26 protein-coding genes and 1 riboswitch are annotated in these 24,776 nt (G+C 43.7%); of the genes, 10 read left to right on the forward strand and 16 right to left on the reverse strand.

Features of this window, described 5'->3' with window-relative positions:
* Positions 1-46 precede the first annotated feature (46 nt).
* Complete coding sequence (locus A8F94_RS23600) at positions 47-1,369, reverse strand: alkaline phosphatase family protein (protein ID WP_066206657.1); 1,323 nt, start codon at positions 1,367-1,369, stop codon at positions 47-49.
* Positions 1,370-1,623: 254 nt separating this feature from the next.
* On the opposite strand from A8F94_RS23600, the gene A8F94_RS23605 reads away from it, so the two are divergent.
* Positions 1,624-2,454 carry an STAS domain-containing protein gene (locus A8F94_RS23605; RefSeq protein ID WP_066206660.1) on the forward strand — a complete coding sequence of 277 codons (831 nt, stop codon included), beginning with the start codon at positions 1,624-1,626 and terminating at the stop codon, positions 2,452-2,454.
* 533 nt (positions 2,455-2,987) lie between these two features.
* Here A8F94_RS23605 and A8F94_RS23615 read toward each other — a convergent pair.
* Positions 2,988-3,362: a nucleotide excision repair endonuclease gene (locus tag A8F94_RS23615; protein WP_066206666.1), complete on the reverse strand. Its 375-nt coding sequence runs from the start codon at positions 3,360-3,362 to the stop codon at positions 2,988-2,990.
* Positions 3,363-3,731: 369 nt separating this feature from the next.
* Here A8F94_RS23615 and A8F94_RS23620 point away from each other — a divergent pair, with 369 nt between their 5' ends.
* Both A8F94_RS23620 and A8F94_RS23625 read left to right on the forward strand, forming a co-directional pair.
* Positions 3,732-4,316, forward strand: a complete 585-nt coding sequence (locus tag A8F94_RS23620; RefSeq protein WP_066206670.1) for a hypothetical protein — start codon at positions 3,732-3,734, stop codon at positions 4,314-4,316.
* Positions 4,317-4,462: 146 nt separating this feature from the next.
* On the forward strand, positions 4,463-4,912 hold the full coding sequence (locus tag A8F94_RS23625; RefSeq protein ID WP_066206674.1) for an NUDIX hydrolase: 450 nt from the start codon (positions 4,463-4,465) through the stop codon (positions 4,910-4,912).
* Between the two features lie 45 nt (positions 4,913-4,957).
* Here A8F94_RS23625 and thiW read toward each other — a convergent pair whose 3' ends face one another.
* Genes thiW through A8F94_RS23650 form a run of 5 tightly spaced genes read right to left on the reverse strand, consistent with a single transcriptional unit; the run spans position 4,958 to position 8,530 of the window.
* On the reverse strand, positions 4,958-5,452 hold the full coding sequence (gene thiW / locus A8F94_RS23630) for an energy coupling factor transporter S component ThiW (protein ID WP_066206677.1): 495 nt from the start codon (positions 5,450-5,452) through the stop codon (positions 4,958-4,960).
* Positions 5,449-6,120: a thiamine phosphate synthase gene (gene thiE, locus A8F94_RS23635; protein ID WP_066206679.1), complete on the reverse strand. Its 672-nt coding sequence runs from the start codon at positions 6,118-6,120 to the stop codon at positions 5,449-5,451. The genes thiW and thiE overlap by 4 nt, the downstream gene beginning before the upstream one ends.
* 4 nt (positions 6,121-6,124) lie before the next feature.
* Entirely contained in the window at positions 6,125-6,934 is an 810-nt protein-coding gene (gene thiD / locus A8F94_RS23640) for a bifunctional hydroxymethylpyrimidine kinase/phosphomethylpyrimidine kinase (RefSeq protein ID WP_066206682.1), read from the reverse strand.
* Positions 6,931-7,755, reverse strand: a complete 825-nt coding sequence (gene thiM, locus A8F94_RS23645) for a hydroxyethylthiazole kinase (protein ID WP_066206685.1) — start codon at positions 7,753-7,755, stop codon at positions 6,931-6,933. Before thiM ends, thiD begins: the two co-directional genes overlap by 4 nt.
* A gap of 13 nt (positions 7,756-7,768) precedes the next feature.
* Positions 7,769-8,530 carry a 3-oxoacyl-ACP reductase gene (locus A8F94_RS23650; protein WP_066206688.1) on the reverse strand — a complete coding sequence of 254 codons (762 nt, stop codon included), beginning with the start codon at positions 8,528-8,530 and terminating at the stop codon, positions 7,769-7,771.
* A 118-nt stretch (positions 8,531-8,648) separates the two neighbouring features.
* Positions 8,649-8,758, reverse strand: a riboswitch (TPP riboswitch).
* Between the two features lie 266 nt (positions 8,759-9,024).
* Here A8F94_RS23650 and A8F94_RS26610 point away from each other — a divergent pair.
* Together A8F94_RS26610 and A8F94_RS26430 are read left to right on the forward strand one after the other, a co-directional pair.
* Positions 9,025-9,114 (forward strand): putative holin-like toxin, encoded by a 90-nt coding sequence (locus A8F94_RS26610; protein ID WP_368072812.1) that lies wholly within the window; start codon positions 9,025-9,027, stop codon positions 9,112-9,114.
* Between the two features lie 585 nt (positions 9,115-9,699).
* Entirely contained in the window at positions 9,700-9,789 is a 90-nt protein-coding gene (locus A8F94_RS26430) for a putative holin-like toxin (RefSeq protein ID WP_302621328.1), read from the forward strand.
* Positions 9,790-10,030: 241 nt separating this feature from the next.
* Here the strand turns inward: A8F94_RS26430 and A8F94_RS23655 are convergent, their stop codons facing one another.
* A complete protein-coding gene (locus tag A8F94_RS23655; protein ID WP_077247889.1) occupies positions 10,031-10,279 on the reverse strand; it encodes a hypothetical protein in 249 nt (82 codons plus the stop codon).
* A 99-nt stretch (positions 10,280-10,378) separates the two neighbouring features.
* Between A8F94_RS23655 and A8F94_RS23660 the strand changes: the two genes are divergently transcribed.
* Positions 10,379-10,573 carry a DUF6199 family natural product biosynthesis protein gene (locus A8F94_RS23660; protein WP_066206694.1) on the forward strand — a complete coding sequence of 65 codons (195 nt, stop codon included), beginning with the start codon at positions 10,379-10,381 and terminating at the stop codon, positions 10,571-10,573.
* 29 nt (positions 10,574-10,602) lie between these two features.
* On the opposite strand, the gene A8F94_RS23665 is transcribed toward A8F94_RS23660, so the two are convergent.
* From A8F94_RS23665 to A8F94_RS26615, 3 genes are read right to left on the reverse strand one after another with little or no spacing between them, the layout of a single operon-like run.
* Positions 10,603-11,430: a sulfurtransferase gene (locus A8F94_RS23665; RefSeq protein ID WP_066206696.1), complete on the reverse strand. Its 828-nt coding sequence runs from the start codon at positions 11,428-11,430 to the stop codon at positions 10,603-10,605.
* A complete protein-coding gene (locus A8F94_RS23670; protein ID WP_368072809.1) occupies positions 11,427-12,020 on the reverse strand; it encodes an ABC transporter substrate-binding protein in 594 nt (197 codons plus the stop codon). The genes A8F94_RS23665 and A8F94_RS23670 overlap by 4 nt, the downstream gene beginning before the upstream one ends.
* Positions 12,017-12,271, reverse strand: coding sequence for an ABC transporter substrate-binding protein (locus A8F94_RS26615; RefSeq protein ID WP_368072810.1), 255 nt, complete (start codon positions 12,269-12,271; stop codon positions 12,017-12,019). Before A8F94_RS26615 ends, A8F94_RS23670 begins: the two co-directional genes overlap by 4 nt.
* Before the next feature lie 556 nt (positions 12,272-12,827).
* Between A8F94_RS26615 and A8F94_RS23675 the strand changes: the two genes are divergently transcribed.
* A complete protein-coding gene (locus tag A8F94_RS23675; protein ID WP_066206698.1) occupies positions 12,828-13,307 on the forward strand; it encodes a hypothetical protein in 480 nt (159 codons plus the stop codon).
* A gap of 36 nt (positions 13,308-13,343) precedes the next feature.
* Here A8F94_RS23675 and A8F94_RS23680 read toward each other — a convergent pair whose 3' ends face one another.
* From A8F94_RS23680 to A8F94_RS23695, 4 genes are all read right to left on the reverse strand, one after another.
* The gene (locus tag A8F94_RS23680; RefSeq protein ID WP_066206703.1) at positions 13,344-14,936 is read right to left on the reverse strand and encodes a long-chain-fatty-acid--CoA ligase; all 1,593 of its coding nucleotides are present in this window, start codon (positions 14,934-14,936) and stop codon (positions 13,344-13,346) included.
* 148 nt (positions 14,937-15,084) lie between these two features.
* Positions 15,085-16,278 (reverse strand): alanine racemase, encoded by a 1,194-nt coding sequence (alr, locus tag A8F94_RS23685; RefSeq protein WP_077247890.1) that lies wholly within the window; start codon positions 16,276-16,278, stop codon positions 15,085-15,087.
* Positions 16,279-16,347: 69 nt separating this feature from the next.
* Positions 16,348-17,478: an alanine dehydrogenase gene (ald, locus tag A8F94_RS23690; protein ID WP_066206706.1), complete on the reverse strand. Its 1,131-nt coding sequence runs from the start codon at positions 17,476-17,478 to the stop codon at positions 16,348-16,350.
* A 157-nt stretch (positions 17,479-17,635) separates the two neighbouring features.
* A complete protein-coding gene (locus A8F94_RS23695) occupies positions 17,636-18,868 on the reverse strand; it encodes a PucR family transcriptional regulator (RefSeq protein ID WP_066206708.1) in 1,233 nt (410 codons plus the stop codon).
* 285 nt (positions 18,869-19,153) lie between these two features.
* On the opposite strand from A8F94_RS23695, the gene A8F94_RS23700 reads away from it, so the two are divergent.
* From A8F94_RS23700 to A8F94_RS23710, 3 genes are all read left to right on the forward strand, one after another.
* Positions 19,154-20,578 carry an amino acid permease gene (locus tag A8F94_RS23700; RefSeq protein WP_066206713.1) on the forward strand — a complete coding sequence of 475 codons (1,425 nt, stop codon included), beginning with the start codon at positions 19,154-19,156 and terminating at the stop codon, positions 20,576-20,578.
* Between the two features lie 538 nt (positions 20,579-21,116).
* Positions 21,117-22,298 (forward strand): LL-diaminopimelate aminotransferase, encoded by a 1,182-nt coding sequence (locus A8F94_RS23705; RefSeq protein ID WP_066206717.1) that lies wholly within the window; start codon positions 21,117-21,119, stop codon positions 22,296-22,298.
* A 3-nt stretch (positions 22,299-22,301) separates the two neighbouring features.
* A complete protein-coding gene (locus A8F94_RS23710; RefSeq protein WP_066206720.1) occupies positions 22,302-23,783 on the forward strand; it encodes an aldehyde dehydrogenase family protein in 1,482 nt (493 codons plus the stop codon).
* A 59-nt stretch (positions 23,784-23,842) separates the two neighbouring features.
* Here the strand turns inward: A8F94_RS23710 and A8F94_RS23715 are convergent, their stop codons facing one another.
* The gene (locus A8F94_RS23715) at positions 23,843-24,481 is read right to left on the reverse strand and encodes a GntR family transcriptional regulator (RefSeq protein ID WP_066206724.1); all 639 of its coding nucleotides are present in this window, start codon (positions 24,479-24,481) and stop codon (positions 23,843-23,845) included.
* Between the last annotated feature and the right edge of the window lie 295 nt (positions 24,482-24,776).

The raw sequence follows: 24,776 nt of genomic DNA on the forward strand, positions 1-24,776 counted from the left end.
ACCTTTTAGGCTTGTGGAGAAATTTTGATAAAGGTTTTTCGTGACTTCAATTACTGATTTTCGTATTACTAAGTTCCTGGATTAGTAATTCTTCAATAACATGGCCATCGGTATCCCCGAGATCAACACCGATCAGCCTCGCAAGTGTCGGCCCTTCATCAACAAGCCTCATCGATGGAATTTTAACTCCTGGCCGAATCCCTCTTCCGGCTGCGAAAAATACCGTCTCGTAATCGTTCTTAGTAGGGGAGTATCCATGGCATGCGAATGTGTAGTTTTTCTCGCGGGCTGTTTCCTTTGTCACGGCCTCCAGGTAGTCACCTTCAATTGCCTCCTCGAAGTAATAGCCCCGCTCAGCTTCAATCATATAGAGGGCATTGCCATCCGCGCCTCTTAACGCAGCTTCGGGTCCGGTAATGATTTCTTCAATTCCTTTGCCTTTTTCCTGTAAAAGGGTAAGGACAGTCTGTTTCGTTTCTTCATCATTTTCGTCTTTGACATAAATGTACGCCGAGCCATCACAGCTGTTGCAAAACGCTTTCCAGTCGGCCACTTTACCGCTCACATTAAGCTTGATCAGGCCATGTTCCCTAAATAATACGTTAGGCTTAATTACTTTAGACTCGTCAAGCTGACTATGATCACCCAATAGGACAACCGTCGAATTATCTTCAAGGCCGGCCTCACGAATTGCAGACAGCAGTCTGCCCAGCCTCTTGTCATGGCGCCTGAGAGCGTCATATGCCTCGCTTGACGAAAATCCGTGATCATGCCGCATCGAATCCAAATCGACAAAATGGGCAAGCAGCAATCCAGGTTTTTTTGTTAAAATCGTATGTACCGTTGATTCAAGAACGAAATCATCAAGATACGGCTGGCTGATTCCGCGGCGTAGATGGCCGAACTTGCTGTTCAATTCAATTTGAAAAAGAGGTGTTCCATTCATGAGGGACACTGGAATTTGATGATGCCAAGGCCTGTTAGGAAAAATTTCCGGAAGATTGTAATCAATCGCAGCTTTTGCTGTCACAGGCCATAACAGGGCAGCAGTCGTCATCCCTGCTTTTTTTGCTTCGTCGTACAAAGTAGTTCCCTGGATATGGCGGCGGTGCCAATACCAATCGGGGGAAGGTCGTCCGGGCTGAACCCGCTTGTTGTTGACAATCCTATGCCTGTTCGGGAAGTTACCGGTCACGATTGTCGTATGGCATGGATAGGTCACGGATGGATAAATCGTTTCGACAGACGTACAATAGGAGCTTTTTTCGATAAAAGCACTGAAGTTTGGCAAGTCTCTCAGGTAAGGAACATCCAGAGCCGACAGACAATCGAAAGAAAAGACAAATAAATGGTCAGTAAGTCGATTCATGGCACATTCCCTCCAAAAATATGTACTATTTTAATAATAAGAAATAGTTGGAAAAATAGGAAGTAAAAATTATTTTTCCGTCCTAGTCATAAAGTCTTACTAAATAGGTTTAGAAGTGTTGGAATAGGGCTATAGATACGTTGGGAACTGAAAATAAGTTTATTATTTTTAATTTGAAGCTTCTGAGTGATATACTTTTAACACTTCACAGATAGAGTAAAATAAAGAAATGATAAAAAAGGGGAATTTATAGAATGGAATCTACTATTAATCTTGGGATTCAAATCTCAGATTTCATAACAGATAATCGGCAAGAATTTAAAGAAAAGCTCCTTTCCGAAGCAGTGGATGTTGCACCAAAGATCCAAGAGATACTTCAAAAAGGAAACATTGATCTCCTGAAGAATGCAGAGCTGCTCGTCGGCTATGTATTGGAGGAGAAGGAAGAAGAGCTAATTCAATTTGCCGAGCAAGAAGGGCAAATTTGGGCAGAACACGCACTTACTCTTTCGTTCAAACTGGAATGGGTTCAAGCAATCCGCCGCACGGTTTGGAATTATATTTATCTTTTTGACCAAAAAAATGATAGTCTAGTGAAAAAGGAAGATTTTTTTACTCTTGAAAGACGAACCAATGATAAAATTGATCAATTTCTGAATACTTTCTTCCTTAGTTATTCGACTTTCAAAGATGAACTTCTTAATACCCAGCGCAAACTAGTCGAGCATCTATCAGTTCCAATCATTCCGGTCAGTCCGAGCGTATCCGTCCTCCCGCTTATTGGCCTGATTGATTCATACCGAATGCAGACAATTGAGGAAAAAACACTCATTGAAATCGCCAACCAAAAGGTACAGACATTGATTATTGACTTGTCGGGGATCGCAACAATGGAAATGGATGTCATGGACCACTTCCAGAAAGTGCTCAGCGGGGTTTCCATGATGGGCTGCAAAGGCGTCATCACCGGACTGAGGCCAGACCTTGTCAGAAAAATGATCCATGCCGGCATTACCTTTGCCGACAAAGCCGAAACAAAAGGCACACTCCAGGAAACACTGAAAAAATACCTTGAAATGCAATAGGGGACGTTCTCCATCGCCAAACCGGTGACGGGGATTGTTTTCCTTTGCAATAACAAATAGAGTGTCCTGTCCAGCAGGCAGGTCATCGTGCCTGATAAAAGTTTCTTTCAATAACGTTGTGCTGCAATTTTTTTGCAAAGTCACGAATCGGTCCAAGTTAAGAAAGAGTTGGGCCGTTTTATTTTTTTGCTGTTATAATGAAATGTGTTAAGTAAAGGTAGACATTCTGCCTAGTAGAGAACCTTCATAAAAATCGGCCAATATCGAAATCTTTTTACTAGATGGGGGGGGGAGGTACGATGAAACCTTATATCCATAAGTTCTTCCTTTATCTACTGTTATTCTTCACGTTAAACCTTATTGTTAATGCTCTTTTTAAATCCAGCTTACATGTAGGCACCGCTTTTTCGGTCGCGTTAGGGATGTCACTGGGTATAACGTACAGCGTGTATAGGAGCAGCAGGAAAAAGAAGCTTTTATAAAGACACGAAAAAACGCTCAAATGTTAATCTGAGCGTTTTTTTCGTAGTTATTTATTTGTAAAACACTTTGTCGATATTGTATTTTGCCTTCAATGTATTGATGGCATAAGTTTCGTATATTTCCCGATCCATCGGGTCATCCACGACCAGAACCGCTATCTTTTTGACTTCATCACGATGGTCTTTGATAGGAGATACGTTATCTTCAAAATGGCGTTTTACCCGGGGGCGCAGCTTCCTGGCTTTTCCGACGAACATCAAGTCATCATTCGCATCGTAAAAAAGGATTATGCCGCCTTTGTCGCGCGGAATCCGATGATAGTCGGTAAATCCGTACGTACTGCTAATCACGGCTTCGACAGGCTGTCCAAGTTGGTTCTTTCTTGTTAGAACCACATCCGGAGAGGGAAGTTCAATATTAATCATTACAATCACTCGCTTTCTTTACTTCACTTACTTTACCATAGCTTGGGCAAGAATCCAATCCATGCCGGGCATGAATAGTTTTACCAAAACAGCCCGTAAACAATATGAGTTTATTGGAAAAATACAAGGTTGTACATGCTTTTTTACATATATCCGAGAAAATCTGAATATATCCGAGAAAAATAAAATATATCCGAGAAAATTTGAATATATCCGAGAAAAACGCTGGATATCCGAGATTTTCACATTTTCGACAAATTTACACGCCACTAATTGTTTGAAGAAAACCACCCGGAAAGTTTGTAAACCACTTCATTAATGGTATAACCAAGTAGAGAGAATCAAAACTATGATTCGGAGGAAAAAAATATGCTGAAATACAATTTTGAAGAGTTTCTTAAAGCAAATGACGCCCAGGCACTTTTTAAAGAAGAAAAAGAATTTGCAGAAAAACATGCGATGGTTCAAGCTGGAATGATTGTGGAACGGGATGCAAGGGAGCGCTTCAAGGATGCCTACATTGAACGGAGCGACAAAGAATCCGAGCAGTTGATTGACGAGGCCGGACCGGGATTGCTGGATCATCCGCTGACTTATCTCAAGGAAAATAAGAACGAGTTTTTGTACATGGAATCTGATTGGTTCGACCTGATTGGAGTTGATGCGGTTTCCCTCGAGTTGGACGACTTGTTCGGCTATTACTCTGCCCTTTGTGGGCTTAAGCTGCAAAAGAAATATGGCGAGCAGCTCAGGAAACTCCTGGAAGAAGAGTTTGGTTTTGACAAGCTTGATTATGGACTGATGTTCGATAGCAACGAAGGAATCTGGAATTTTAATTTCTGTGTAAACAAACTGAATGATTTTTTTGAAACCATGTCGATAGGCGAGGCATTTAGCCTTGTGTATCGCTTCCTGTTCCAACTGATTGATAAAGCGGAAAATGGTAAAATATAATAGATTGAGCAAAGGCAGCGGTACATCCGCTGTTTTTTGTGAATGGGAAAGTATGGATCTAAACTTTCCCAACGCATAAAAAAACTATGCTATTCGCCGATAAGACTGGCGAATACCAGTTTTTTTAACAAAAGGGGGAGCGGAGAGTGCGGATTTTCGGGGAAAAAGTTGAGGGGAAGCAATACGTTCACAGGCCTGCTGTGTACGGAGTTATGTTTAACGAGAAAAAGGAAATCGGAATTATCGAATGCGGGGGAAAGTATTTCCTTCCGGGCGGCGGATTGGAGGGGCAAGAAACGCATGAGGAGTGCCTGAAGAGGGAGAACATTGAGGAGATTGGCCTTGAAAGTGAGATCGGTGCCTTTATCGGCCGTGCACAGCGCTATTTTGTTTCAACCTTGGATCATATTTATTATTTAAGCGACGGTTATTTTTACTTTTGTGAGCCAGGTGCGCGAAGTTATGACCCACTCGAGGATGACCATACCCTCGTCTGGATGGGGCCAACAGAAGCGATCAACTGCCTTTTTCATGAACATCAAAGCTGGGCTGTACAAGAGGCAGTAAAACTGCTTTCAACGCCTGTAAAAGGATAAAAACCAGGGTGCGGGAAATTAGCCGCACCCTGGTTTTTACTAACTTCAAAGCTCAAGCCCTTTCGTTACCCGGGTGCGCTCGATCACCTTCAATACCGCAAAGCCAATTGCTGCTCCAACAAATGAACTGGTTATGAACGCAGGCATGAAGCCGAACAAGGTGGCTTCCTTGCCGATGAATAGAAGCGCAATTGGGTAGGATGCGAAAGCACCGAGTATCCCAGTACCAATAACCTCACCTGAAAATGCCATCCCGACACTTCTTGTTTTTTTATAAAAATAAGCTGCCAGCAAGGCGCCAAGCATGCTTCCCGGGAAAGCAAACACAGAGCCGGTTCCCATCATGTTCCTCAGAAGCGACACACCAAGGGCCTGCGCGACCGCATAATAGGGGCCAAGCAAAACAGCAGACAGCACATTCATAACATGCTGGATAGGGAATGCCTTCACAATGCCTAGCGGGATATAGAAAAGGTGGCTCGTTAGTGTGCCTAAGGCAATAAACATCGCAGTTAATGTAAGCTTCTGTGTTTGTTTCATATAGTAGTTCCCCCTCGTAACAAAACTGTATTTTTTAGTTCGCGGGCAGCTTCTTCAGGGTTTTCCGCCCGGCTGATAGCTGTGATAACTGAAACGCCATCCGCTCCTGCTTCGATGACAGACCTTGCATTTACGCTTGTTATTCCGCCTATTCCTACAATCGGAATGGCATATCCCTTTAGGCGGAGTTCCTTAATCAAGGGGGTACCGCGGGCAGGGTTTGCGTCTTCTTTTGTTTTAGTCGAAAAAATCGGTCCAATGCCAACGTAATCAGCACCTGATTCAATCGCATGCCGGACTTCCTCTTCGCTGTGAGCGGATACTCCCAATATCTTGTCGCCAATCCTACTCCGCACTTCCTCGGCGCTGCCGTCATCCTGGCCAATATGGACGCCGTCGGCATCAATCGAAAGTGCAAGATTAACATCATCGTTCACGATAAACGGAATCCCATGCGCTCTGCAAATAGATAACAGCCTTCTAGCAAAATCCGTTTTATCTTTTCCTTCAAGGGCACCTTTACCTTTTTCACGGAACTGAAACAGTGTAATGCCGCCTTTAATCGCTTCTATAAGAACCTTCTCAGGCTGTTGCAGGCAATTGTTTCTCCCTGCGATAAAATAAACCTTAAGTAATTCTTTCATATTTACTGGCTCAACTCTCTGCATCTGCTTAGTTCCTTTCCGTCAAAATGAGCTGATTGTATGCCCAATGATTGGTCGGCCCGTGGCCATTGCCAATGTGGATTGGATGCTCAATCGCCGCCTGGATAAACCGTTTAGCGTCTGAAACGGCCTCATTAACTGAATTTCCTTTTGCAAGCCCAGCCGTAATGGCCGCAGAAAACGTGCAGCCGGTGCCGTGTGTATTCTTTGTCTCAATCCGCTCGCTGGCAAAATAAGAAAATTCTTTTCCGTCAAAAAGAAGATCTACCGCCTGTGTGGAATGTTCATCATGTCCGCCCTTAATAATCACATATTGGGCACCAAGGGCATGGAGCCGCTTAGCCGCTTCCATTTTATCTTCTTCCGTTTTTATCGTTAATTCAGTCAGCACCTCGGCTTCAGGAATATTGGGTGTTACCACAGCTGCAAGTGGCAGCAGATAGTTTTTCAAGGCTGAGACAGCTTCCTGCTGAAGGAGGGAGGCGCCGCCTTTTGCAATCATTACCGGATCGACGACAACATTCTTCCACTCGTACATGGATATTTTTCTTGAAACTTCCTCAATAATTTCAGCATTAAAAAGCATCCCGGTCTTAAGTGCGTCTGTTCCGATATCTTCTCCAATTGAACATATCTGCTCCGCAACCGCCTCAACAGTCATTGGATAAACCTCCTGGACACCGAGCGTGTTTTGTGCGGTTACCGCTGTCAGGACAGACATGCCATACACACCGAGTTCCTGAAATGTTTTGATATCAGCCTGAATTCCTGCACCGCCGCCGCTATCTGAACCGGCTATCGTTAACACTTTTCTCATTGGTGGAATTCCTCCTTTAAAAGTTGATACGAGGCTCTTTGTTCAAGGTCATCACCGCTAATCTTATAAAGCTGGTTTAAGAATTCACGTTGAAAACTGCCTGGACCTTCGAGCTCGGTTTTCTCTGCCGCCATTTCCGCTGCAGCTCCATAGCAAACTGCAGCAGCAGCGGCAGCTATAAGGCCATTTTTTTCAACGGCTGAAAACGCCCCAATAACAGAGGTTAACAGGCATCCAGCTCCGGTCACCTTTGTAAGAAGGGGGTGGCCGTTACTGGCAACATAGGTTGACTCTCCGTCGGTAATAACATCATCTTTGCCGGTTATGGCGATGACGGTCTCTAACTTACGGGCAGCAAGTACAGCAAGCTCGCGGGTGCTTCGATCCGAAATGGCAGAATCGACTCCTTTAATTTCCCAACGTTCCCCAATTAGGTTGGCGATTTCCGCTGCATTTCCCCGAATGATCGAGAGGTGCAGTTGGTTTGCCAGTTGCCTGGCTGTTTCTGTTCGATATGGGGTTGCTCCGGCACCAACAGGGTCCAGGATAACTGGAACTCCGTGCTCATTGGCGGATTTCCCGGCTGCCACCATTGCTTCGACTACGGGCGCAGTCAGAGTGCCAATATTCAAAACGAGGCTGCCGGCTGCCTTTGCCATGTCGGCAACTTCTTCAGCGGCATAAGCCATGACAGGGGAAGCGCCCAGTGCCAGCAGGCCATTGGCGGTAAAATTGGCTACAACCACATTGGTAATGTTATGGACAAGCGGATTTGTTTGGCGAACTTTATGTAGCATTGAACCTAATTCAGTTGTATTCAATAATGGCACCTCCTTAAGACATTACGAGTCCGCCATCGGCCATGATATTTTGGCCGGTCACAGCCCTGGACCATGGCGATGCGAAAAATAGTACACTGTCGGCCAATTCAGCAGGCGTTGTCACCTTTTTCAAGGGAGTGGACGCTTTTATCAAACCAAAAACTTCCTCCGAGGTTGCTGAGCTTGCATCGGTTGTCTGCAATAATCCTCCGGAAACCATGTTAACGGTGATCCCGTACTGGCCAAGGTCTGCGGCCATTGAACGGGTAAAACCGAGCAGGGCAGCTTTGCTCGTGTTGTAGTCATGGTAGGGAACAACCGGATTTTGGACAAGGTTGGTACCGATATTGATAATCCTGCCAAACTTCATATTTTTCATATCCTCGAGCCCTGCCTGTACTGTATTGAGAGCGCCGGAGATTGACCCTTCCAATTGCTGATTGTAATCTTCCCACCGAACCGTTGAAGCGTCCTTGTTATTGACTGGGTCAAACTTGAAAGAGACAAGGGCATTGTTGATAACCGTTGTAATCGGTGCGTGGAAATGCTCCTTTGCTTTCTTAAATAAGGCAGAAACTTGCTGGGCATTCCTGACATCAGCCTGGATGGCAATTGCTCCGTCTCCAAGCTCTGTTTCAAGGGCAACAGCCTGTTCCCCGCTTCTGAAATAATTGATGATAACCTTGGCTCCTTCGCGTGCGAAAGATCTGGCAATCTCCTTTCCAAGACCTCGGCTGGCGCCTGTTACTAGGACAATTTGATTTTTGATTTGCATCGAGATTCCCCCTTAGTAGTGTGTGATTGCAAATACGAAGCTTTCGGGCCGGAGTAAAGGGAATACAAAAAGGCCAGGTTCAAAAACGAACCTGGCCAAATAGCTAAAGTTAGCGGAAAATGTTTATCCTCTACTTTCCTACGCTGGTATTGTCCAGATCAGGTCCGAAGGGTTAAAAAACTTAGCGTTTTTCTCTCAGCCCGAAACAGGGCACCCCTAGTAGTCTTCAAATATGCAATTATTATAATAGTAAAACTATTTTTGAAATAAGTAAAGCATTTCGGGTCAGCATTGGAAAAGGAGCTGGGAGGGGGAATGTGTTGTTTCTGCAACAATGATGGGTTCAAGTAGCTTTATTTTTCAAGGAAACCAAGTTGGGAAAATTATTAATGGGAATATATGTCCGTATTTATATGCACGAGGTGGTATAATAGAAGAACAATAGGCATTGGTCCGTCCAAGGGTGGCCCGGTTACTCCGTGTTGAAAGGGGTGATGCCGGTGACAGTATACGAATCGTTAACGCTAATGATTACATTCGCGGGATTCGTTGTCACAATATTGGCTTTTTCACAAAAAAAATAATCCACCTTGAGTTTGCAGCTCAGGTGGATTAACTGCCCCAAAGCCGGCCCCTTGCCGGAACCGCCTATTGGAGACCGAACATGGTACCAGCATGTTCGGTCTTTTTTATTTATGTGTAGACAGGTACTATTATACCATATCTAAGAGAATTTCAAACTTCTACAAATTGTTCAGGCTTCTATATGTACTTATCCTAATTTTAAAAAATAAAACATGAATAACCCACTAATTAATCCAAATGCCAATTTTCGTAGTCCGCATTACTGGTTGGTAGAAGAGGTTTAATTCGGCGGCTTGATTGCATAGGCGCAGTTTAATCCGGATTATGTGGGCTATCCAAGTTTACTGCGCAGTTTCACGGATATATGCGCACATTCAGGTTTTACGCGCAGTTTAAAAATTTTATGAGAACTTTCATAGATTCAAGCTTTGATTAGACGCAAATTTAAAAAGCAATTTCCCAATCTCTAATTTTAAAATAACGCGAATATATGTTCGTGTTTTTGGTAGAGATTTGATATAATAAAAGTACAATAGAATAGGTTTTTCTCAAGGGTGGCCGGTTTACTCCGATCGAAAGGGGGGATGCCGGTGACAGTATACGAATCGTTAACGCTGATGATTACGTTTGCGGGGCTTATAATCGCGATTCTGTCTTCTTCACAAAAAAAATAATCCACCCTTGAGTTAGCGGCTCCAGGTGGATTATCTTCTCAACGCCGGCCCCTAAGGGGGAACCGTCTATTGGAGGCCGGCCCATGTTCCCAGCATGGTCCGGCTTTTTTAGTATATGTTCTATTGGAATTATTATACCATATATCAACAGAAAGGAAACTCAATTTAACCACGGGGCGCTTGATAAGAGCCAGGGCTTCAATTTCGAACGGAAGGTTTCCGTTGAGATAAACCGCAGTTGTCAGACCATGATAAAATCAATTAAAAAACCTAAACCAATAAGTGCGAGTCCTTCTGAAATATGAACGTTCATTTCATTGATTTTGGTTTTCTCAAACAGCATAAAGAGGATTGTGAGTATCCCGATAAAAACCACACTTCTAATAAAGTATGTGGTATTGGCTAAAAGGATGTTCGGGAACATCTGGACGATTCCGGAAAGAGTCCCTAACACGAAGATGAATAACGGAATCCGCATTTTCCAAACCATATCATCACCGCCAGTTATATTTTTCCAATAGGTACTTAAATTATGCCATACAGCCATATAAAAATACTAGTGACTATTTATAAAGAGGGGAGGGATAGTATGGCCCCGGGCATCGTGCTTCTTATTCTTGGTGTGCTCTTTATTTCGAAGCCATCTTGGATTTGGCTTGTTACCGAAAGCTGGAAATCGGAGTATGCGGCGGAACCTTCGGATTTATATTTGCTGTCCATCAGAATCGGAGGGACGATACTTAGCATTATTGGTGCAGTCTCAATTATAGTTTCCTTTTTTTAAAACGATTCGTCTGGTATAGGATTGCTTTATTATTCTATTTCATGGTCCTCATATGAAATCCAGTCGCTGAAGCTTCCGAGATAAAGCTTTACATCATCGAAGCCAGCTTCCTTTAAGGCTAGGAAGTTTGGAGCAGCGGTGACACCTGAACCACAATAGACAACGAGCTGTTTGTAACGGTCGATATCTGAAAAACGCTGACTTTGTTCGTCGGCAGTCTTGTAGCGCCCATCTGCGAGACCTTCCATCCAAGGCTTGTTGACAGCCTTTGGAATATGGCCTTTCTTTTTATCAACGGGCTCCTCAATTCCCAAGTATCGTTTTTGCTCCCGAGAATCGATTAATAGTGCGTTAGTGTTGGCTCCTGAAGCAATTTCCCTCACTTCATTTACATCGGCGAGAAGATGGTGCTGGATTGTTTTGTTAAAAGGAGTCTTTTCAAAGGCGGGTACTTCAGTCGTTGTCGGGTAGTTGGAAGAAGTCCATTCTTTGTATCCGCCATTCAGTACATATACTTTTTCATGGCCTAGATAGGAAAGCATCCACCAAAATCTGGCCGCAAACGCACCTTCACCATTGTCATAGGCTACGATCGTAACTTTCTCATTAATTCCGGCTTTACCGAGTTTGTCAATAAACTCCTCCATATCCGGCAGCGGATGCCTCCCGCCATGTTCGCGAACACAACCGGAAAGATCCTTTTCCAAATCAAAATAAACAGCACCCGGGATGTGGCTCGTATTGTATTCGTGTTGTCCTTTTTCCGGATTTCCGAGTGCAAAGCGGCAGTCGGCAATCCTCACATCGTGTCTGTTCAAAAGTTTAAGAAGCCATTCTTTATCAACCATATAGTTCATCTTTTTTCCTCCTCTACTTCCCTGGATGAAACAAGCAGCAAGTCCTCGCCTTCCTTATGGCAGGGGAAAATCTCTGGATGAAGGATGTGGGCAATTTGAGCCAACCCGTTTAGGAGCAGGGGAGATGGCCGGCAAAATAACGGCTCATCAAGGATGTGGAGCTGGCCATTTTTAATCGCATCCAATTGTTCCCAGCCAGGCCGTTTCAGAATAACAGTAGGGTTTACCTTCCTTTTATGTACTCCCACCCATACTATACAAATCACATCTGGATTCCTCAGTTTCACGTCGTCCCAATCGGTCTGGACGCTCGGCTCCGGCCTATCCCCAAAGACGTTCCAGCCTCCAGCAAGCCTGCTCATTTCCGTCAGCCAGTTGGCGGCGCCTGGTGTAAATACCGGTTTTGCCCACCATTCCCAATAGATCGATTTCGGAGTGGTAACAGTTTTGCTTAATGAGGCGTATTCCTCCAGGATACGAATGTACTTTTCAGCCAATTTTCTCGCTCTGGTTTCGGTATCCGTGACTTTCCCGACAAACAAAAGGCAGTCTGCGACGTCCCGGAGAGTTTTCGGATTGGGCACAATCACATTAGGCAGCCCACGGCGTTCCAGTTCCTGAATATTGCGTTCCAGCCAGGAACCGACAAAGAAGCCAAAACAAGGTCTGGTTTCAAGGCTTCCACTTTCTCCATATCGATATGCAAGTCGGGGCCGAGGCGCGGCAAGCGAAGGATCTCTTCGGGCCAGTCAGAAAAATCATCAACCCCAACCAAAGATTGAGTTAATCCCAAATAGTTCACGAGTTCGGTGTTGCTCGGGCAAAGTGTTACCAGCTTCAATTAAGTTCCTCCTTAATATTGGGGTATTTCTTATGATGACTTAGGTTGAGGGAAGAAACAAAGGTGTTGTCGATGAGTTCCGTCCCATAAGCAAGTTTTAATGGACGGATCCCATGTACAGACGGTAAGTTCCGTCCTATAATTATGATTTATTGGACGGATTACAGTTGCTGCCGACCAGTTCCGTCTCATAACCAGGTTATAAAGGACGGATTGCATGTACAGACGGTCAATTCCATCCAAAAGAAAGTAAGCCTTTTGCGCGAATCATAGAGTGACCAGCCCCAGTTTCGTGGATATTTCTCATCCGTTCAACACGCTATTAATCTACTAAATACCGTTTCGTGGACATTCCTCATCTGTCTTCTTCCCAATTATTCCATAAAGTACTGTTTCGCAGAAATTTCGTATCCAACCGTCCCAAAATATTGATAGTATCAACCCAATTAGAATTAAAAATCAAGCAGTTACAAATACGAAATCGCAGGGATTTATTTGACTTCTATTGGGCACATCAGAAGGAGAAAAATAGCCCGAGGTGATTACAGTGCGTAAAATGAAAAAGCGGCATTTCCTATTCAATTTAGCTATTATCATTTTCCCATGGTTATCTGTGCTGTTACTAGGCAAGCGAAGCTTCAAAAGGTTCTGGTTCAGCGGCTTGTTTATTGTTGTGTTTGAAATAATCAATCACTTATACGGGCATCGACGAAATTGGTGGAAGTTTTATGATGGCTATAAATCCTTTTTCAAAGATGAATTTCCTTTCAGCATTGGTCCGTATATGCCATTATCGATGTGGATATTGAAATTTTCATATGGCAATTTTAGAAGGTTTGTACTCTTAAATGCGGTAGCAGACGGACTGTTCGCCTTTGTCTTAATCAATGTCCTGAAAAAGCTGAAAATCATTGGCCTGAATGGATTAACACACCTTCAGTTTTTTGTATACTTAAATTATAAAGCATACCTTTTATACGGAGTCCAATATTTATATGAAAAAATGACTGGGCATAGCAGCCAATCATACCAATAAAAGCCCCACTAATTCAGTGGGACCAGTGAGCATAAATTAATTAACAAATCGTCCTGTTTTTCCGGATTGTTCCCAGTATTGATTTCGCAGATGGACCTTTTGGATTTTTCCTGAAGCTGTTTTCGGAAGTTCCTCGACAAATGTAACCCCCGTTATGGCTTTAAAATGGGCGAGTTTTTCGCGTGAAAACGAGATGATTTCTGCATCTGTGACGAGTTGCCCTTCCCGGACAACTACAAAAGCATGTGGCGTTTCACCCCATTTTTCATGGGGAACGGCAACCACTGCGGCTTCAAGAACAGCTGGATGCTCATAAAGGGCGCCTTCTACTTCGATTGATGAAATATTCTCCCCGCCACTAATAATAATGTCCTTTTTTCGATCGACAATATCAATATAGCCATTTGCATCGACAGTACCCATATCCCCGGTGTGAAGCCAGCCATTGCGGATCGTCTCCATAGTGGCCTCCTCATTTTTCCAATAACCAAGCATCACGCCATGGCTTCTAGTAACAACTTCACCGATTTCCTTCCCGTTATGGGCAACCTCATCGCCATGTTCATTTACAACTCGAACATCACAGCCAATCATTGGATAGCCGGCCTTGGCCTTAATTCTGGTTTTATCCTCGAGTGAAAGGCGGCCATGCTGGGGACGGATTGTTGAAATTAAGCTTAGCGGAGTTGATTCCGTCATGCCATACACCTGGATAAACTCCCAGCCAAGTTCGTTTTCGACGCGGGATACAAACGCCGGGGGAGGGGCAGAGCCAGCGATTACAACCCGGACAGCCTGTTCAATTTTTGGCTTATGGCTCTCATGATATTGAAGCAAGGAATTAAGTACGGTAGGGGCCATGTGCAGGACCGTAACATTATGGTCCTGGATTGCTTTAAAAATTGACTCAGGAGTTGCTTTTTTTAAACAAACATGGGTAGCACCATTGGCAGTGTAGTAAAATGGAGAACCCCAGCCATTCACATGGAACATCGGAAGAACATGAAGATAAACATCCTCGTCCCGGACGCGCAAATGGTGCATCGTGCTTAAAGCATGGAGGTAATTGTTACGGTGGGTAAGCATGACGCCTTTCGGATTGCCGGTCGTGCCGCTTGTATAGAGCAAACTGCACACATCATTTTCATCCAGCTCCTCACGATGAAAAGCGGTAGCAGGGAAGCTTTCGAGCCAGTTATCGTAATCAATCTCATCTGTTTCCGGGGATTTGTAGTGGACAATTATATGCTCGACCGTTGCCAATCGCTGCTTAATCGGCTGGATAAGGTGATACAAGTCTTCATCGACAAGCAGCACCTTCGATTCGCTATGGTTTAAGATGAATAAATAATCTTCCGGCTTTAACCGAGTGTTCAGCGGCACCATAATCGCACCTAGCTGAAACACTCCATAAAAACCTTCCAGCATTTCTACCGTATTGGGAGCAAGAAACGCAACACGGTCTCCTTTCGAAACACCAAGATCCCTCAATCCATGTGACAGCTGATTGACACGACCCTGCAGATCCTCGTATGTAAAACTCCGTCCTTCACAAACGACTCCTTGTTTGTCCCCGTATAAGTTCGCCGCACGGTCCAGGAACTCGTTCAATACTAATGGTACATTCATTGCTTTACCCCCTCCAAGTTTGAATTTTCAGACAAGAATATCTTACCATAACAAGCAAAACGGTGGAAAATGAAAGGAGTTCTTTCATTACTTATGGACAGAAAATATTGTCCTATATCTAATATTCTTGCCAGGCCAGCAGAGATGTCTATACATATTCAAATAGCGAGGATTGCACCGAGGGAATCTCAGTCTCAGTGTTGGTGGGTGAATCAATGTGGATACGGGGTACCCGCTTGCCAATCATACAAACAACTTCATAATTGATCGTTCCTATCAGATGCGCGATACTGTCAATCTCCTGAAAAGAATCGCCGCTTTGGCCAAACAGGATCGCTTCGTCCCCTAATTGGCAAGAGGGGATAGTTGATACATCAATCATTGTCTGATCCATGCACACACGGCCGACAATCGGTGCCTTTAGTCCGTTGACAAAGAACTGGCCGCGGTTTGAAAGCATCCGAGAAAGACCGTCAGCATACCCGATAGGCAAGGTGGCAACGACGCTTTCCTTTGAGGGCAAATAGGTACCCCCATAGCTTATTGGCCGGCCGGCGGGGACAATTTTGAGAGAAGCGATTTTCGTTTTAAGGGTCATCGCTTGTTTTAGAGTAAGAGAATGGTTTTTCAATAAAGAATCTGGATACAACCCATACAATCCGATGCCGACACGGACCATATTAAGGTGCATGTTGGGAAAATTCATCGTTGCTGCAGTATTGCAGCAATGCTTTAAAGGGACGTGAATCTTGTTCTCTTCTAAATGTGAAATAACCGTCTGAAACAGTGAAAACTGTTTAAAGGTATAGGCAGGGTTTTCGCTATCCGCGCTCGCGAAATGGGTGAAGATGCCTTTTAGGAAGACATTTTCTGCGGATGAGGCCATTTTTGCCAACGAGAGGGCATCCTCTTTTGTTTGGACTCCAATTCTGGTCATCCCTGTATCAATTTTTAAATGAATCGAAGCCGTTCTTTTCATATCGCTCGTTTTATTTATTAGTTCCAGGAGAGTTTCCTCTGAAAAAACCGTTAGTTCAATGTTGGCCGAGATGGCTTTTTCTATAGAGCGGGGTGGTGTATACCCAAGTACAAGGATGGGCTTGTTTATGCCAGCCTGTCTAAGTGCTAGCGCCTCATCAAGAAGGGCGACTGCCAAATAGTCCGCACCCGCCTGGAGGGCTGCCGTAGCGGTCCGGACTGCACCGTGACCGTAACCATCTGCTTTTACAACTGCCATTAATTTTACGTTTTCTCCAATGTGAGTTTTAAATTGTTCTGTATTCTGCCGAATGGCAATCATTGAAATTTCGGCCCAAGTATCCCGATAGCTATGCTGAATCACATCGATCACCCCAACATCTTTTAGATGGAAAATCCCTCAAGAGAAAAACCTTGAGGGATGTATTCACTATTATTTTGATAGTGTCACTTTACCGAATGCTTCATCAACCGGTACGTAGTCATATTGCAGATCGCGGGCAACAGCCTCGTACGTGATTTCACCGTTTGCCACATTGACTCCCAATTTGAGCCCAGAGTTTTCAGAGATTGCTTTTTCAACACCTTTGTTGGCAATTTGGAGCGCATAAGGGACGGTTACATTTGTAAGAGCCATTGTGGATGTTCTAGGAACAGCACCTGGCATATTCGCAACAGAGTAGTGGACAACTCCATGCTTGATGTAAGTAGGGTTATCATGGGTTGTAACATGGTCAATCGTCTCTACGCTTCCACCCTGGTCAATCGCGACATCGACAATGACAGAGCCTGGCTTCATGGACTTAACCATTTCTTCTGTGACCAATTTAGGAGCTTTTGCACCTGGTATCAGGACTGCACCGATAACAAGGTCGGCATCCTTGACAGCATCGGCAATATTGTATGGGTTGGACATTAACGTCTTGACGTTTGTACCAAAAATGTCATCCAAGTAGCGGAGACGTTCAGCGTTCAGATCGATAATCGTCACATCCGCGCCTAGTCCAATCGCCATTTTTGCTGCATTTGTACCGACGATTCCGCCGCCGACAATTGTCACTTTACCTCTGCTTACACCCGGAACTCCTGAAAGAAGGATACCTTGCCCGCCATTCACTTTTTGCAAATATTGAGCACCAATTTGCGCGGACATCCGTCCAGCTACCTCACTCATTGGCTGAAGGAGGGGAAGTGTGCGGTTTACGGAAACTGTTTCGTATGCTATTGCGGTCACGCCATACTCTTTTAATGCCTTGGCTAGGAATGGCTCAGCCGCAAGGTGAAGGTAAGTAAACAGGATCAAACCCTTACGGAAGTACTTGTATTCACTTTCAAGAGGTTCCTTAACCTTCATGACCATTTCGGCCTGCCATACTGTTTCAGCAGTTTCGATGATTTCTGCACCGGCTTGGATATAATCTTCATTCGAAAAGCCGCTGCCTACACCAGCTTCTTTTTCAATTCGTACCTTGTGGCCAGCCTGGACAAGAGTGAGGACCCCTGCTGGAGTGAGCGCTACACGGTTTTCGTTGTTTTTAATCTCTTTCGGTACACCAATTATCATACGAAAAGCCTCCTAGTAAAAAATGGGTTTGTCTTTCTTTGTTTTAAGCATAATCCATGGAAAAGGGAATTTAAATTGTTCAAAGAAGAGAAAGTAAGCGCTTTCTTTTGTGTATCTCTCACAAATCGTTCATGTGTTCACAATAATGAAACCGTCGCTATTGGAATTTTTCCAGTTTAATGTCAACAAATAAACTCACCTTCTGATTCGGGTCTTTCAGATTAATGTCTCCTATTTCGGAAAGTCGCTTTAAGCGGTAATTCAACGTGTTGATATGGACATTGAGGGCTTTGGCTGTATCCTGTATATTGCAATCTTTATTCAAATACATCTCCAAAGTTTGAGCCAGGTCGGTATGATTCTTTCTGTCATATTCATGAAGCTTTTTAAGAGCAGGATTTCCAAGCTCGCTCTTTGTTGTTTTTTCCAAAAGAAAGTCTAGGTATTTATAAATCCCCAAGTTTTGGTAGCAATGTATTTCTTCCGTTTCAGCAGGGAATTTGTGCTTGATGGCCAATACCTTGCTTGCCTCACGAAACGCCTTTTCGATTTGTAAATAATCACTGTATATTCCGCTAAATCCTTGAACAAGGTGGGGAATATCATACCTGTCCATCATTTTGTAGATAAACTGCTCACTGAAAACATTCAATGTATCAATAGGGTTCTTATCTCCTTCAAGAGAAATGAACATCACTAACTGCTGCTGATCAAAGGTATGAACGAGAACGGCTGGTTTTTGAATTGTACGTAATTGATAGGCAACCTGTCTTTCGTTTTCCCTGGTGATGTCATTTGAAAACATGAACACCATTACCGCATAAGACGATGGAGGTGTCATTTTCAGCGACTGAAAATGTTTGCGTACTTCTTCGTTTGAATGGTAATGTCCTGTCAACAGCTTCCAAAAAAATTCGTGAGATTGTTCGTCCCGTTTGTGTTTGCGGGCTTGAACTTGAACCAATTTATTTTTTGTCGCTTCTGCAGCCCGCTTAAGCAAGTTCATTCCTTCCTCACCAAGCGTCTCCCCAATTTCAAGAGCCCAAATAAACCCGAGCAGCTCATCATTTTTCCAAACTGAAATGGCAACGCGGTCACCAAGGCCAATTTCACCAACCGTTTTAATCCTTACAGGATCCCGGCTATTCAAAAGCTGTGGAATCACACCATTTTTCCATAAAGAATTAATGACCTTTTCGGGAACGCGGCGGCCCATTATGGTGGCAACCCGTGCTGGGTCTGTTCTGTCATCATGTGTACTATAGGCAAGCAGCCTGTGGTTAACGTCTTCGATTGTAATCGGGCAATGTAAAACCTCACTAATCCTATCCGCTATTTCATCAAGACTATCAAAATTTTCACTAAAAGGATCTAGTTTACTCGCAGCCATGCCTTACACCCTTTTTAAATAATATGATTTTTGTATAACATTTGTTATAATTACACAATACATTAATAATAGATTTGTGTGAATACCACAAGTGATATTTTCTTCGAAAAAATGAGAATTGTCAATGATTTGACACTTTTTAGAATAAAGTGGTAATGTAAGCGCTATCAATACCATGTATAATAAACTTCAATTGGGAGGTTTACTAGAATAATGGTTTGGGTTAATGTAGGGTATCTAGAAGAAATTGGGGCCACGGGAAATTAAAACTTGGGGGTAGAATGTATGGAGCAAGCCAAACAGCCAAATCAGCTTCAGAGGGGACTTGAAGAACGGCACATTACACTTATGTCATTGGGGGCAGCAATAGGGGTCGGCCTGTTCCTTGGTTCGGCTTCGGCCATTAAGCTTGCAGGGCCGGGTATCATTGTAGCTTATGCGTTTGCCGGCATGATTATTTTCTTCATCATGCGGGCGCTAGGGGAGATGGCGATTCAAAAACCGGTGGCCGGATCTTTCGGCCAGTATGCGCGGGATTATTTAGGTCCCCTGCCAGGATTTCTGACAGGCTGGAATTATTGGTTATTATGGGTTGTCACGTGTATGGCTGAGATAACCGCTGCAGGAATTTATATGGAGTACTGGTTCCCAGACATACCGCGGTGGATATGGGCGCTTCTCGCATTGGGAATCATGGTGGCTGTAAACTTTTTGGCAGTCAAAGCGTTTGGTGAACTCGAATTTTGGTTTGCACTCATTAAGATCCTGACAATAATTTTTATGATTGTCAGCGGACTTGGCATCATCATTTTCGGAATTGGAAACGGCGGCATTGCAACCGGTATCAGTAACCTGTGGGAAAATGGCGGATTATTTCCAAACGGCTTAACAGGGGTTCTTCTTTCCCTGCAAATGGTTATGTTTGCGTTTCTCGGGGTTGAAATGATTGGGATTACCGCAGGGGAAGTAAAAAATCCGAAGAAAACACTAAGAAGGGCGATCGACACTGTCTTTTGGCGAATTCTCCTGTTTTATGTTGGTACCATGTTTGTCATGATGTCGATTTACCCATGGCAGGAAATTGGTGTAAAAGGCAGCCCGTTCGTATTGGTGTTTGACCAGCTCGGCATACCGGCGGCTGCGGGCATTATCAACTTTGTCGTCTTGACTGCGGCACTATCTTCCTGTAACGGAGGGATTTTCAGTACCGCACGGATGCTTTATAACCTCGCTGAAAACGGCGATGCACCAAAGAAACTTGGGATTGTAAATAAAAATGGGGTTCCAAGCAAAGCAGTCGTCCTTACAGGAACCGTGTTATTATTAGGTGTCGTTCTAAATTATATTGTGCCGGAAAAAGTCTTTATTTGGTTAACTGCAGTTTCTACTTTTGGCGCAATCTGGACATGGTCTATGATTCTATTATCTCAAATAAAATACCGTAAAAGTTTGTCAAAGAAGCATGCTTCTTCACTTACTTATAAAATGCCGCTATTCCCGTTAACATCTTACTTTTCGCTCGCTTTCCTGGCGATGGTAGTTGGAATGATGGCATACTCGCCAGATACAAGGATAGCCGTTATTGTAGGACCATTGTTCCTTGTAATTCTGGTAGCCTTCTATTATGGCAAAGGATATCATAGAAAAACTCGAATTGCTGACGAGCAGCCAGTAATCGCACTAGACACGAAATCTATCAATAGAGCATAAATGCGGACAGGTCCTTCCTGAGGGGAGGGCCTGTTTTTTTTTGAGGCATGCCTTGTTATTGCACAACTTACTATTTAAGAAAATTGTAACTTTTAATGTCACTACTAGCGGTTCAATTAAAAAAAGGGGATAAATTTTAAAGTTCAGGTTATTGCAGAACGTTATAAGTGACTTTGTCACAAAATTATTAATGCCAAGGTCATTAAGAAACGTTATAAGTGACTTTGTCACAATATTTTTAACCGTAAAGTCTTTAAGAAACGCAATAAGTGACTCTATCACAAAATTTTTAACGCTAAAGTCATTAACAGGTTATAAGCGACTTTTCCAGAAAAATCGAACGCTAATGTCATCAAGGAAGCCATAAGTGTAAGAAACGGCCAGCACCTGTACTCCCTTTTGTTAAAACCATACGGAATTTATTGGGGATATACACTCATTTTTGTGTAAATCGACCATAGTTATAGAAAAGAAAAACCGATAAATTTAAATCGTAGATTGAACTTTCTGAATTGACATAAGGAAAGCGGGTGAATACATGAATTTCCAATCGATTCGGATGTCACAAATTCCACCTTACCTTTTTGCCGAAATCAATAAGAAGAAAGCAGCCATGGCTGAGACGGGCATTGATATTATCGATTTAGGAATTGGCGACCCAGATTTACCTACACCTCCTCATATTATTGAAAAATTAGTAACGGAATCGAAAGACCCAAAAAATTTGAAATATCCAAGTTTCATAGGGATCGACGAATTCAAACAGGCGGTTGCGGATTTTTATAGCCGCCACTTTGGGGTAACCCTCGATCCAAAAACAGAAGTGCTGGCATTGATTGGCTCAAAAGAAGGGATTGCCCATATCGTGCCAACTCTTGTTGATCCAGGGGAGTATGTCCTTATTCCGGATCCAAGTTATCCGGTTTATCGAATGGCAACCTTGTTGGCAAACGCGAAATGCCACAATATGCCGCTTTTGAAGGAAAACAATTTTGAACCTGTGTTCGACGATATTCCTAAAGAAATTCTTGGCCGTTCCAGGTTAATGTTTCTCAATTATCCCGGCAATCCAACAGCAGCAACCGTCGATATCGATTTTTTTAAAAACGCCGTTGAATTTGGGAAAAAGAACGAAATTGCAATTGCTCACGATTCTGCTTATAACATGGTTACCTTTGACGGGTACAAAGCACCAAGCATCCTCCAGGTTGAAGGAGCAAAGGACATTGCCGTTGAGTTTGGTTCATTGTCAAAAACGTACTGCATGACTGGTTTCCGGATTGGCTATGTTGTCGGAAACAAGAAAATAATCAACGCTTTATCTATTTATAAAGGCAATACGGACACAGGGCAATTCACACCAATCCAAAAGGCAGCGACGTTAGCGCTGAATGGAGATCAAAGCAGTGTTGGCGCATACAATCAAGTTTATGAGAAGCGAATGACAGCCATGCTGGAAGGGCTAAGATCGATTGGAGTCAAGGCTGAACCCTCAAAAGGAAGTTTATTTATTTGGGCACCAGTGCCAAAAGGGTATACCTCCGCAGAATTTGTCACTAATGTACTGGAGCAAACCGGCGTCATCCTCACACCAGGCACCGCGTTCGGCCCAACTGGAGAAGGATATTTCCGGGTTTCACTTTCAGTGCCAACGGATCAATTACTAGAAGCAGTTAATAGAATACAGCAAAAATTAAAATCGGCAAAAGTGGAGGGATAGGACATGAGAAAAATTATTAATTATATTAACGGAGAATGGTGTGAACCATCAACAAGCAAATTTGTACCGGTTACCAATCCGGCAAATGGTGAGGTACTGTCCGAAGTTGCCCAGTCTTCAAAGGAAGATGTTGACCATGCAGTCCGGGCGGCGAAAGCGGCTCAGCGTTTATGGCGCCTCGTTCCCGCACCTGAACGGGCTAACTATTTATATAAAGTTGCATTTCTTTTAAAAGATAGAAAAGAACAGCTCTCCCAAACACTTACCCGCGAAATGGGAAAAGTAATTGAAGAGGCAAGGGGAGAGGTACAGGAAGCAATTGACATGGCTTATTACATGGCCGGCGAGGGTCGCAGGCTGTTTGGTGATACGGTGCCTTCCGAACTGCAGAATAAATTTGCGATGAGTGTTCGTGTTCCCGTTGGGGTAGCGGGCTTGATTACACCTTGGAATTTTCCGATTGCGATCGCTTCTTGGAAGTCACTTCCAGCCCTTGTGTCAGGTAATGCCGTAGTGTGGAAACCAGCAACAGAAACGCCAATGGTCGCCGAAGAGTTTGTTCGCATTTATGAAGAAGCCGGGTTGCCAAAAGGGCTTATTAATCTTGTTAACGGGTCCGGAAGCGAAGTCGGGAATGCAATGGTTGAGCATCCTGGAATTGATTTAATTTCCTTCACAGGCTCAAATGAAGTGGGAAAAGCGATTAATGGCCGCGCCGGGGAATTGCTGAAAAGGACGTCACTCGAAATGGGCGGGAAAAATGCAATTACCGTTTTGGAAGATGCCGATCTTGACCTGGCAATTGAAGGAATCTTATGGGGAGCATTTGGTACGAGCGGACAAAGATGCACTGCTACAAGCCGTGTGCTCGTCCATGAATCAGTAAAAGCCGAAATTGAGAAAAAATTGCTGGCCCGGATTGGTGAATTAAAGATGGGTGATGGACTGGACGAGAAAGTAAAGGTTGGGCCAGTTATTAACCGTTCCTCATTGGAGAGGATTGATGAATACGTTAAAATCGGGCAGCAGGAAGGAGCCAAGCTTTTAGCTGGCGGCAAAATTGCCGATGAAGAGGGTCTGGATAAAGGAAACTTCTACTTGCCTACCATTTTTACCGATGTAACAAAAGATATGAGAATCGCACAGGAGGAAATTTTTGGACCGGTCGTGTCAATTATTCCTGTCAAGAGTCTGGAAGAAGCGATTGAAGTCAACAACAGCGTCGAATTCGGGCTATCGAGTTCAATATATACGGCGAATATTAACAGAGCATTTCAGGCAATGAGAGACCTTGATACCGGAATTGTTTACGTAAATGCAGGCACAACCGGTGCAGAGATTCACCTGCCATTTGGCGGAACGAAAGGAACGGGGAATGGCCACAGGGATTCTGGTGTAGCGGCGCTTGATGTGTATACAGAGTGGAAATCAATCTATGTTGACTACAGCGGCAAACTGCAGCGAGCCCAGATTGATAATAATTGATTTTAGTAGAAGTAAAAGAATCAGCAGTCGGTCTCTGCTGATTCTTTTACTTCATACGGCTATGGTTTATCTGCATCTTGGATGGCTGCAATATGATGGTACCTGACAAATTGTTCAATCTCGATCTGGTTTTTACCGGCTGATAGCAGAGAGATGATTTCCTCATGCTCTTGGATTGCATCCACGGCCCGGGTTGGGAAATACATAGGCTTTAGCCTTCGGATTGTATCAAGTTTTTCCCACATTTGTTGGATTAGAGCCACGAGCGATTGATTAGGGCAGCCGCGAATGGTTTGCAAATGGAATTCTTTATTCCGTTGAATATACCCATTAAAGTCAAAACGCTGAAGCGAATCTTTAATTTGGTTATTTAGTTCTTGGAGTTTCTCCAACTGATCCGTTGTTATTGAAGAAGCACTTAAAGATACAGCATAGCCTTCAAGGACTGCTAAAGTCGACAAAACCTCGTAGTACTCATTTTCATCAATATGCGAGACGATTGCTCCGCTGTAAGCTTTCATTGTAACCAATCCTTCAGCCTCCAAACGCCGGATTGCCTCACGGATCGGTATTGGACTTAACGAGAGCTCCTTTCCTAAAGTATCGATAACTAACCGCTGGCCTGGGACGTATACCCCATTCAAAATCCTTGTACGAATAAATTGATACGCTTGTTCCTGCTTATTATCCTTTTTCATATATAAAATTATATATGATTTAAGCGATGAACTTCAATATATAAAGAGGTTCAATGTAGAGACGAAGTGTTTGAGGATTACTGCTCACTAAAATTGGTTTTTTAATAACCTGGCTTTTCTCACTTGACAGTGGTGACATGTTGCGGGTTGTGTCTGAATTGTGAATAAGGGCGATATATTGTTCGTTCAGGGGGATAAATTAGTGATTAAGGGATAAAAAAAGTTCATTCAGGGCGAAAAAGATGTGAAAGCGGTCGATAAAAGTTTGGTACTAACTTCTTACTGTAAATCCGAT

The organism is Bacillus sp. FJAT-27225 (assembly GCF_001685025.1).
Taxonomy (GTDB): domain Bacteria; phylum Bacillota; class Bacilli; order Bacillales; family Cytobacillaceae; genus Bacillus_D.

What these genes read in the sequence shown, in the direction of transcription:
- A8F94_RS23600 (WP_066206657.1), bottom strand. Translation starts at nt 1,369, where the DNA reads ATGAATCGACTTACTGACCATTTATTTGTCTTTTCTTTCGATTGTCTG.
- A8F94_RS23615 (WP_066206666.1), bottom strand. Translation starts at nt 3,362, where the DNA reads ATGATTAATATTGAACTTCCCTCTCCGGATGTGGTTCTAACAAGAAAG.
- ald (WP_066206706.1), bottom strand. Translation starts at nt 17,478, where the DNA reads ATGATAATTGGTGTACCGAAAGAGATTAAAAACAACGAAAACCGTGTA.
- A8F94_RS23715 (WP_066206724.1), bottom strand. Translation starts at nt 24,481, where the DNA reads ATGAAAAAGGATAATAAGCAGGAACAAGCGTATCAATTTATTCGTACA.
- A8F94_RS23655 (WP_077247889.1), bottom strand. Translation starts at nt 10,279, where the DNA reads ATGGTTTGGAAAATGCGGATTCCGTTATTCATCTTCGTGTTAGGGACT.
- A8F94_RS23700 (WP_066206713.1), top strand. Translation starts at nt 19,154, where the DNA reads ATGGAGCAAGCCAAACAGCCAAATCAGCTTCAGAGGGGACTTGAAGAA.
- A8F94_RS23710 (WP_066206720.1), top strand. Translation starts at nt 22,302, where the DNA reads ATGAGAAAAATTATTAATTATATTAACGGAGAATGGTGTGAACCATCA.
- A8F94_RS23605 (WP_066206660.1), top strand. Translation starts at nt 1,624, where the DNA reads ATGGAATCTACTATTAATCTTGGGATTCAAATCTCAGATTTCATAACA.
- A8F94_RS23695 (WP_066206708.1), bottom strand. Translation starts at nt 18,868, where the DNA reads ATGGCTGCGAGTAAACTAGATCCTTTTAGTGAAAATTTTGATAGTCTT.
- thiW (WP_066206677.1), bottom strand. Translation starts at nt 5,452, where the DNA reads ATGAAACAAACACAGAAGCTTACATTAACTGCGATGTTTATTGCCTTA.
- A8F94_RS23705 (WP_066206717.1), top strand. Translation starts at nt 21,117, where the DNA reads ATGAATTTCCAATCGATTCGGATGTCACAAATTCCACCTTACCTTTTT.
- A8F94_RS26430 (WP_302621328.1), top strand. Translation starts at nt 9,700, where the DNA reads ATGCCGGTGACAGTATACGAATCGTTAACGCTGATGATTACGTTTGCG.
- A8F94_RS23660 (WP_066206694.1), top strand. Translation starts at nt 10,379, where the DNA reads ATGGCCCCGGGCATCGTGCTTCTTATTCTTGGTGTGCTCTTTATTTCG.
- A8F94_RS23650 (WP_066206688.1), bottom strand. Translation starts at nt 8,530, where the DNA reads ATGCAAATCAAAAATCAAATTGTCCTAGTAACAGGCGCCAGCCGAGGT.
- thiD (WP_066206682.1), bottom strand. Translation starts at nt 6,934, where the DNA reads ATGAGAAAAGTGTTAACGATAGCCGGTTCAGATAGCGGCGGCGGTGCA.
- thiE (WP_066206679.1), bottom strand. Translation starts at nt 6,120, where the DNA reads ATGCAGAGAGTTGAGCCAGTAAATATGAAAGAATTACTTAAGGTTTAT.
- A8F94_RS26610 (WP_368072812.1), top strand. Translation starts at nt 9,025, where the DNA reads ATGCCGGTGACAGTATACGAATCGTTAACGCTAATGATTACATTCGCG.
- A8F94_RS23665 (WP_066206696.1), bottom strand. Translation starts at nt 11,430, where the DNA reads ATGAACTATATGGTTGATAAAGAATGGCTTCTTAAACTTTTGAACAGA.
- A8F94_RS23675 (WP_066206698.1), top strand. Translation starts at nt 12,828, where the DNA reads ATGAAAAAGCGGCATTTCCTATTCAATTTAGCTATTATCATTTTCCCA.
- A8F94_RS23680 (WP_066206703.1), bottom strand. Translation starts at nt 14,936, where the DNA reads ATGAATGTACCATTAGTATTGAACGAGTTCCTGGACCGTGCGGCGAAC.
- A8F94_RS23620 (WP_066206670.1), top strand. Translation starts at nt 3,732, where the DNA reads ATGCTGAAATACAATTTTGAAGAGTTTCTTAAAGCAAATGACGCCCAG.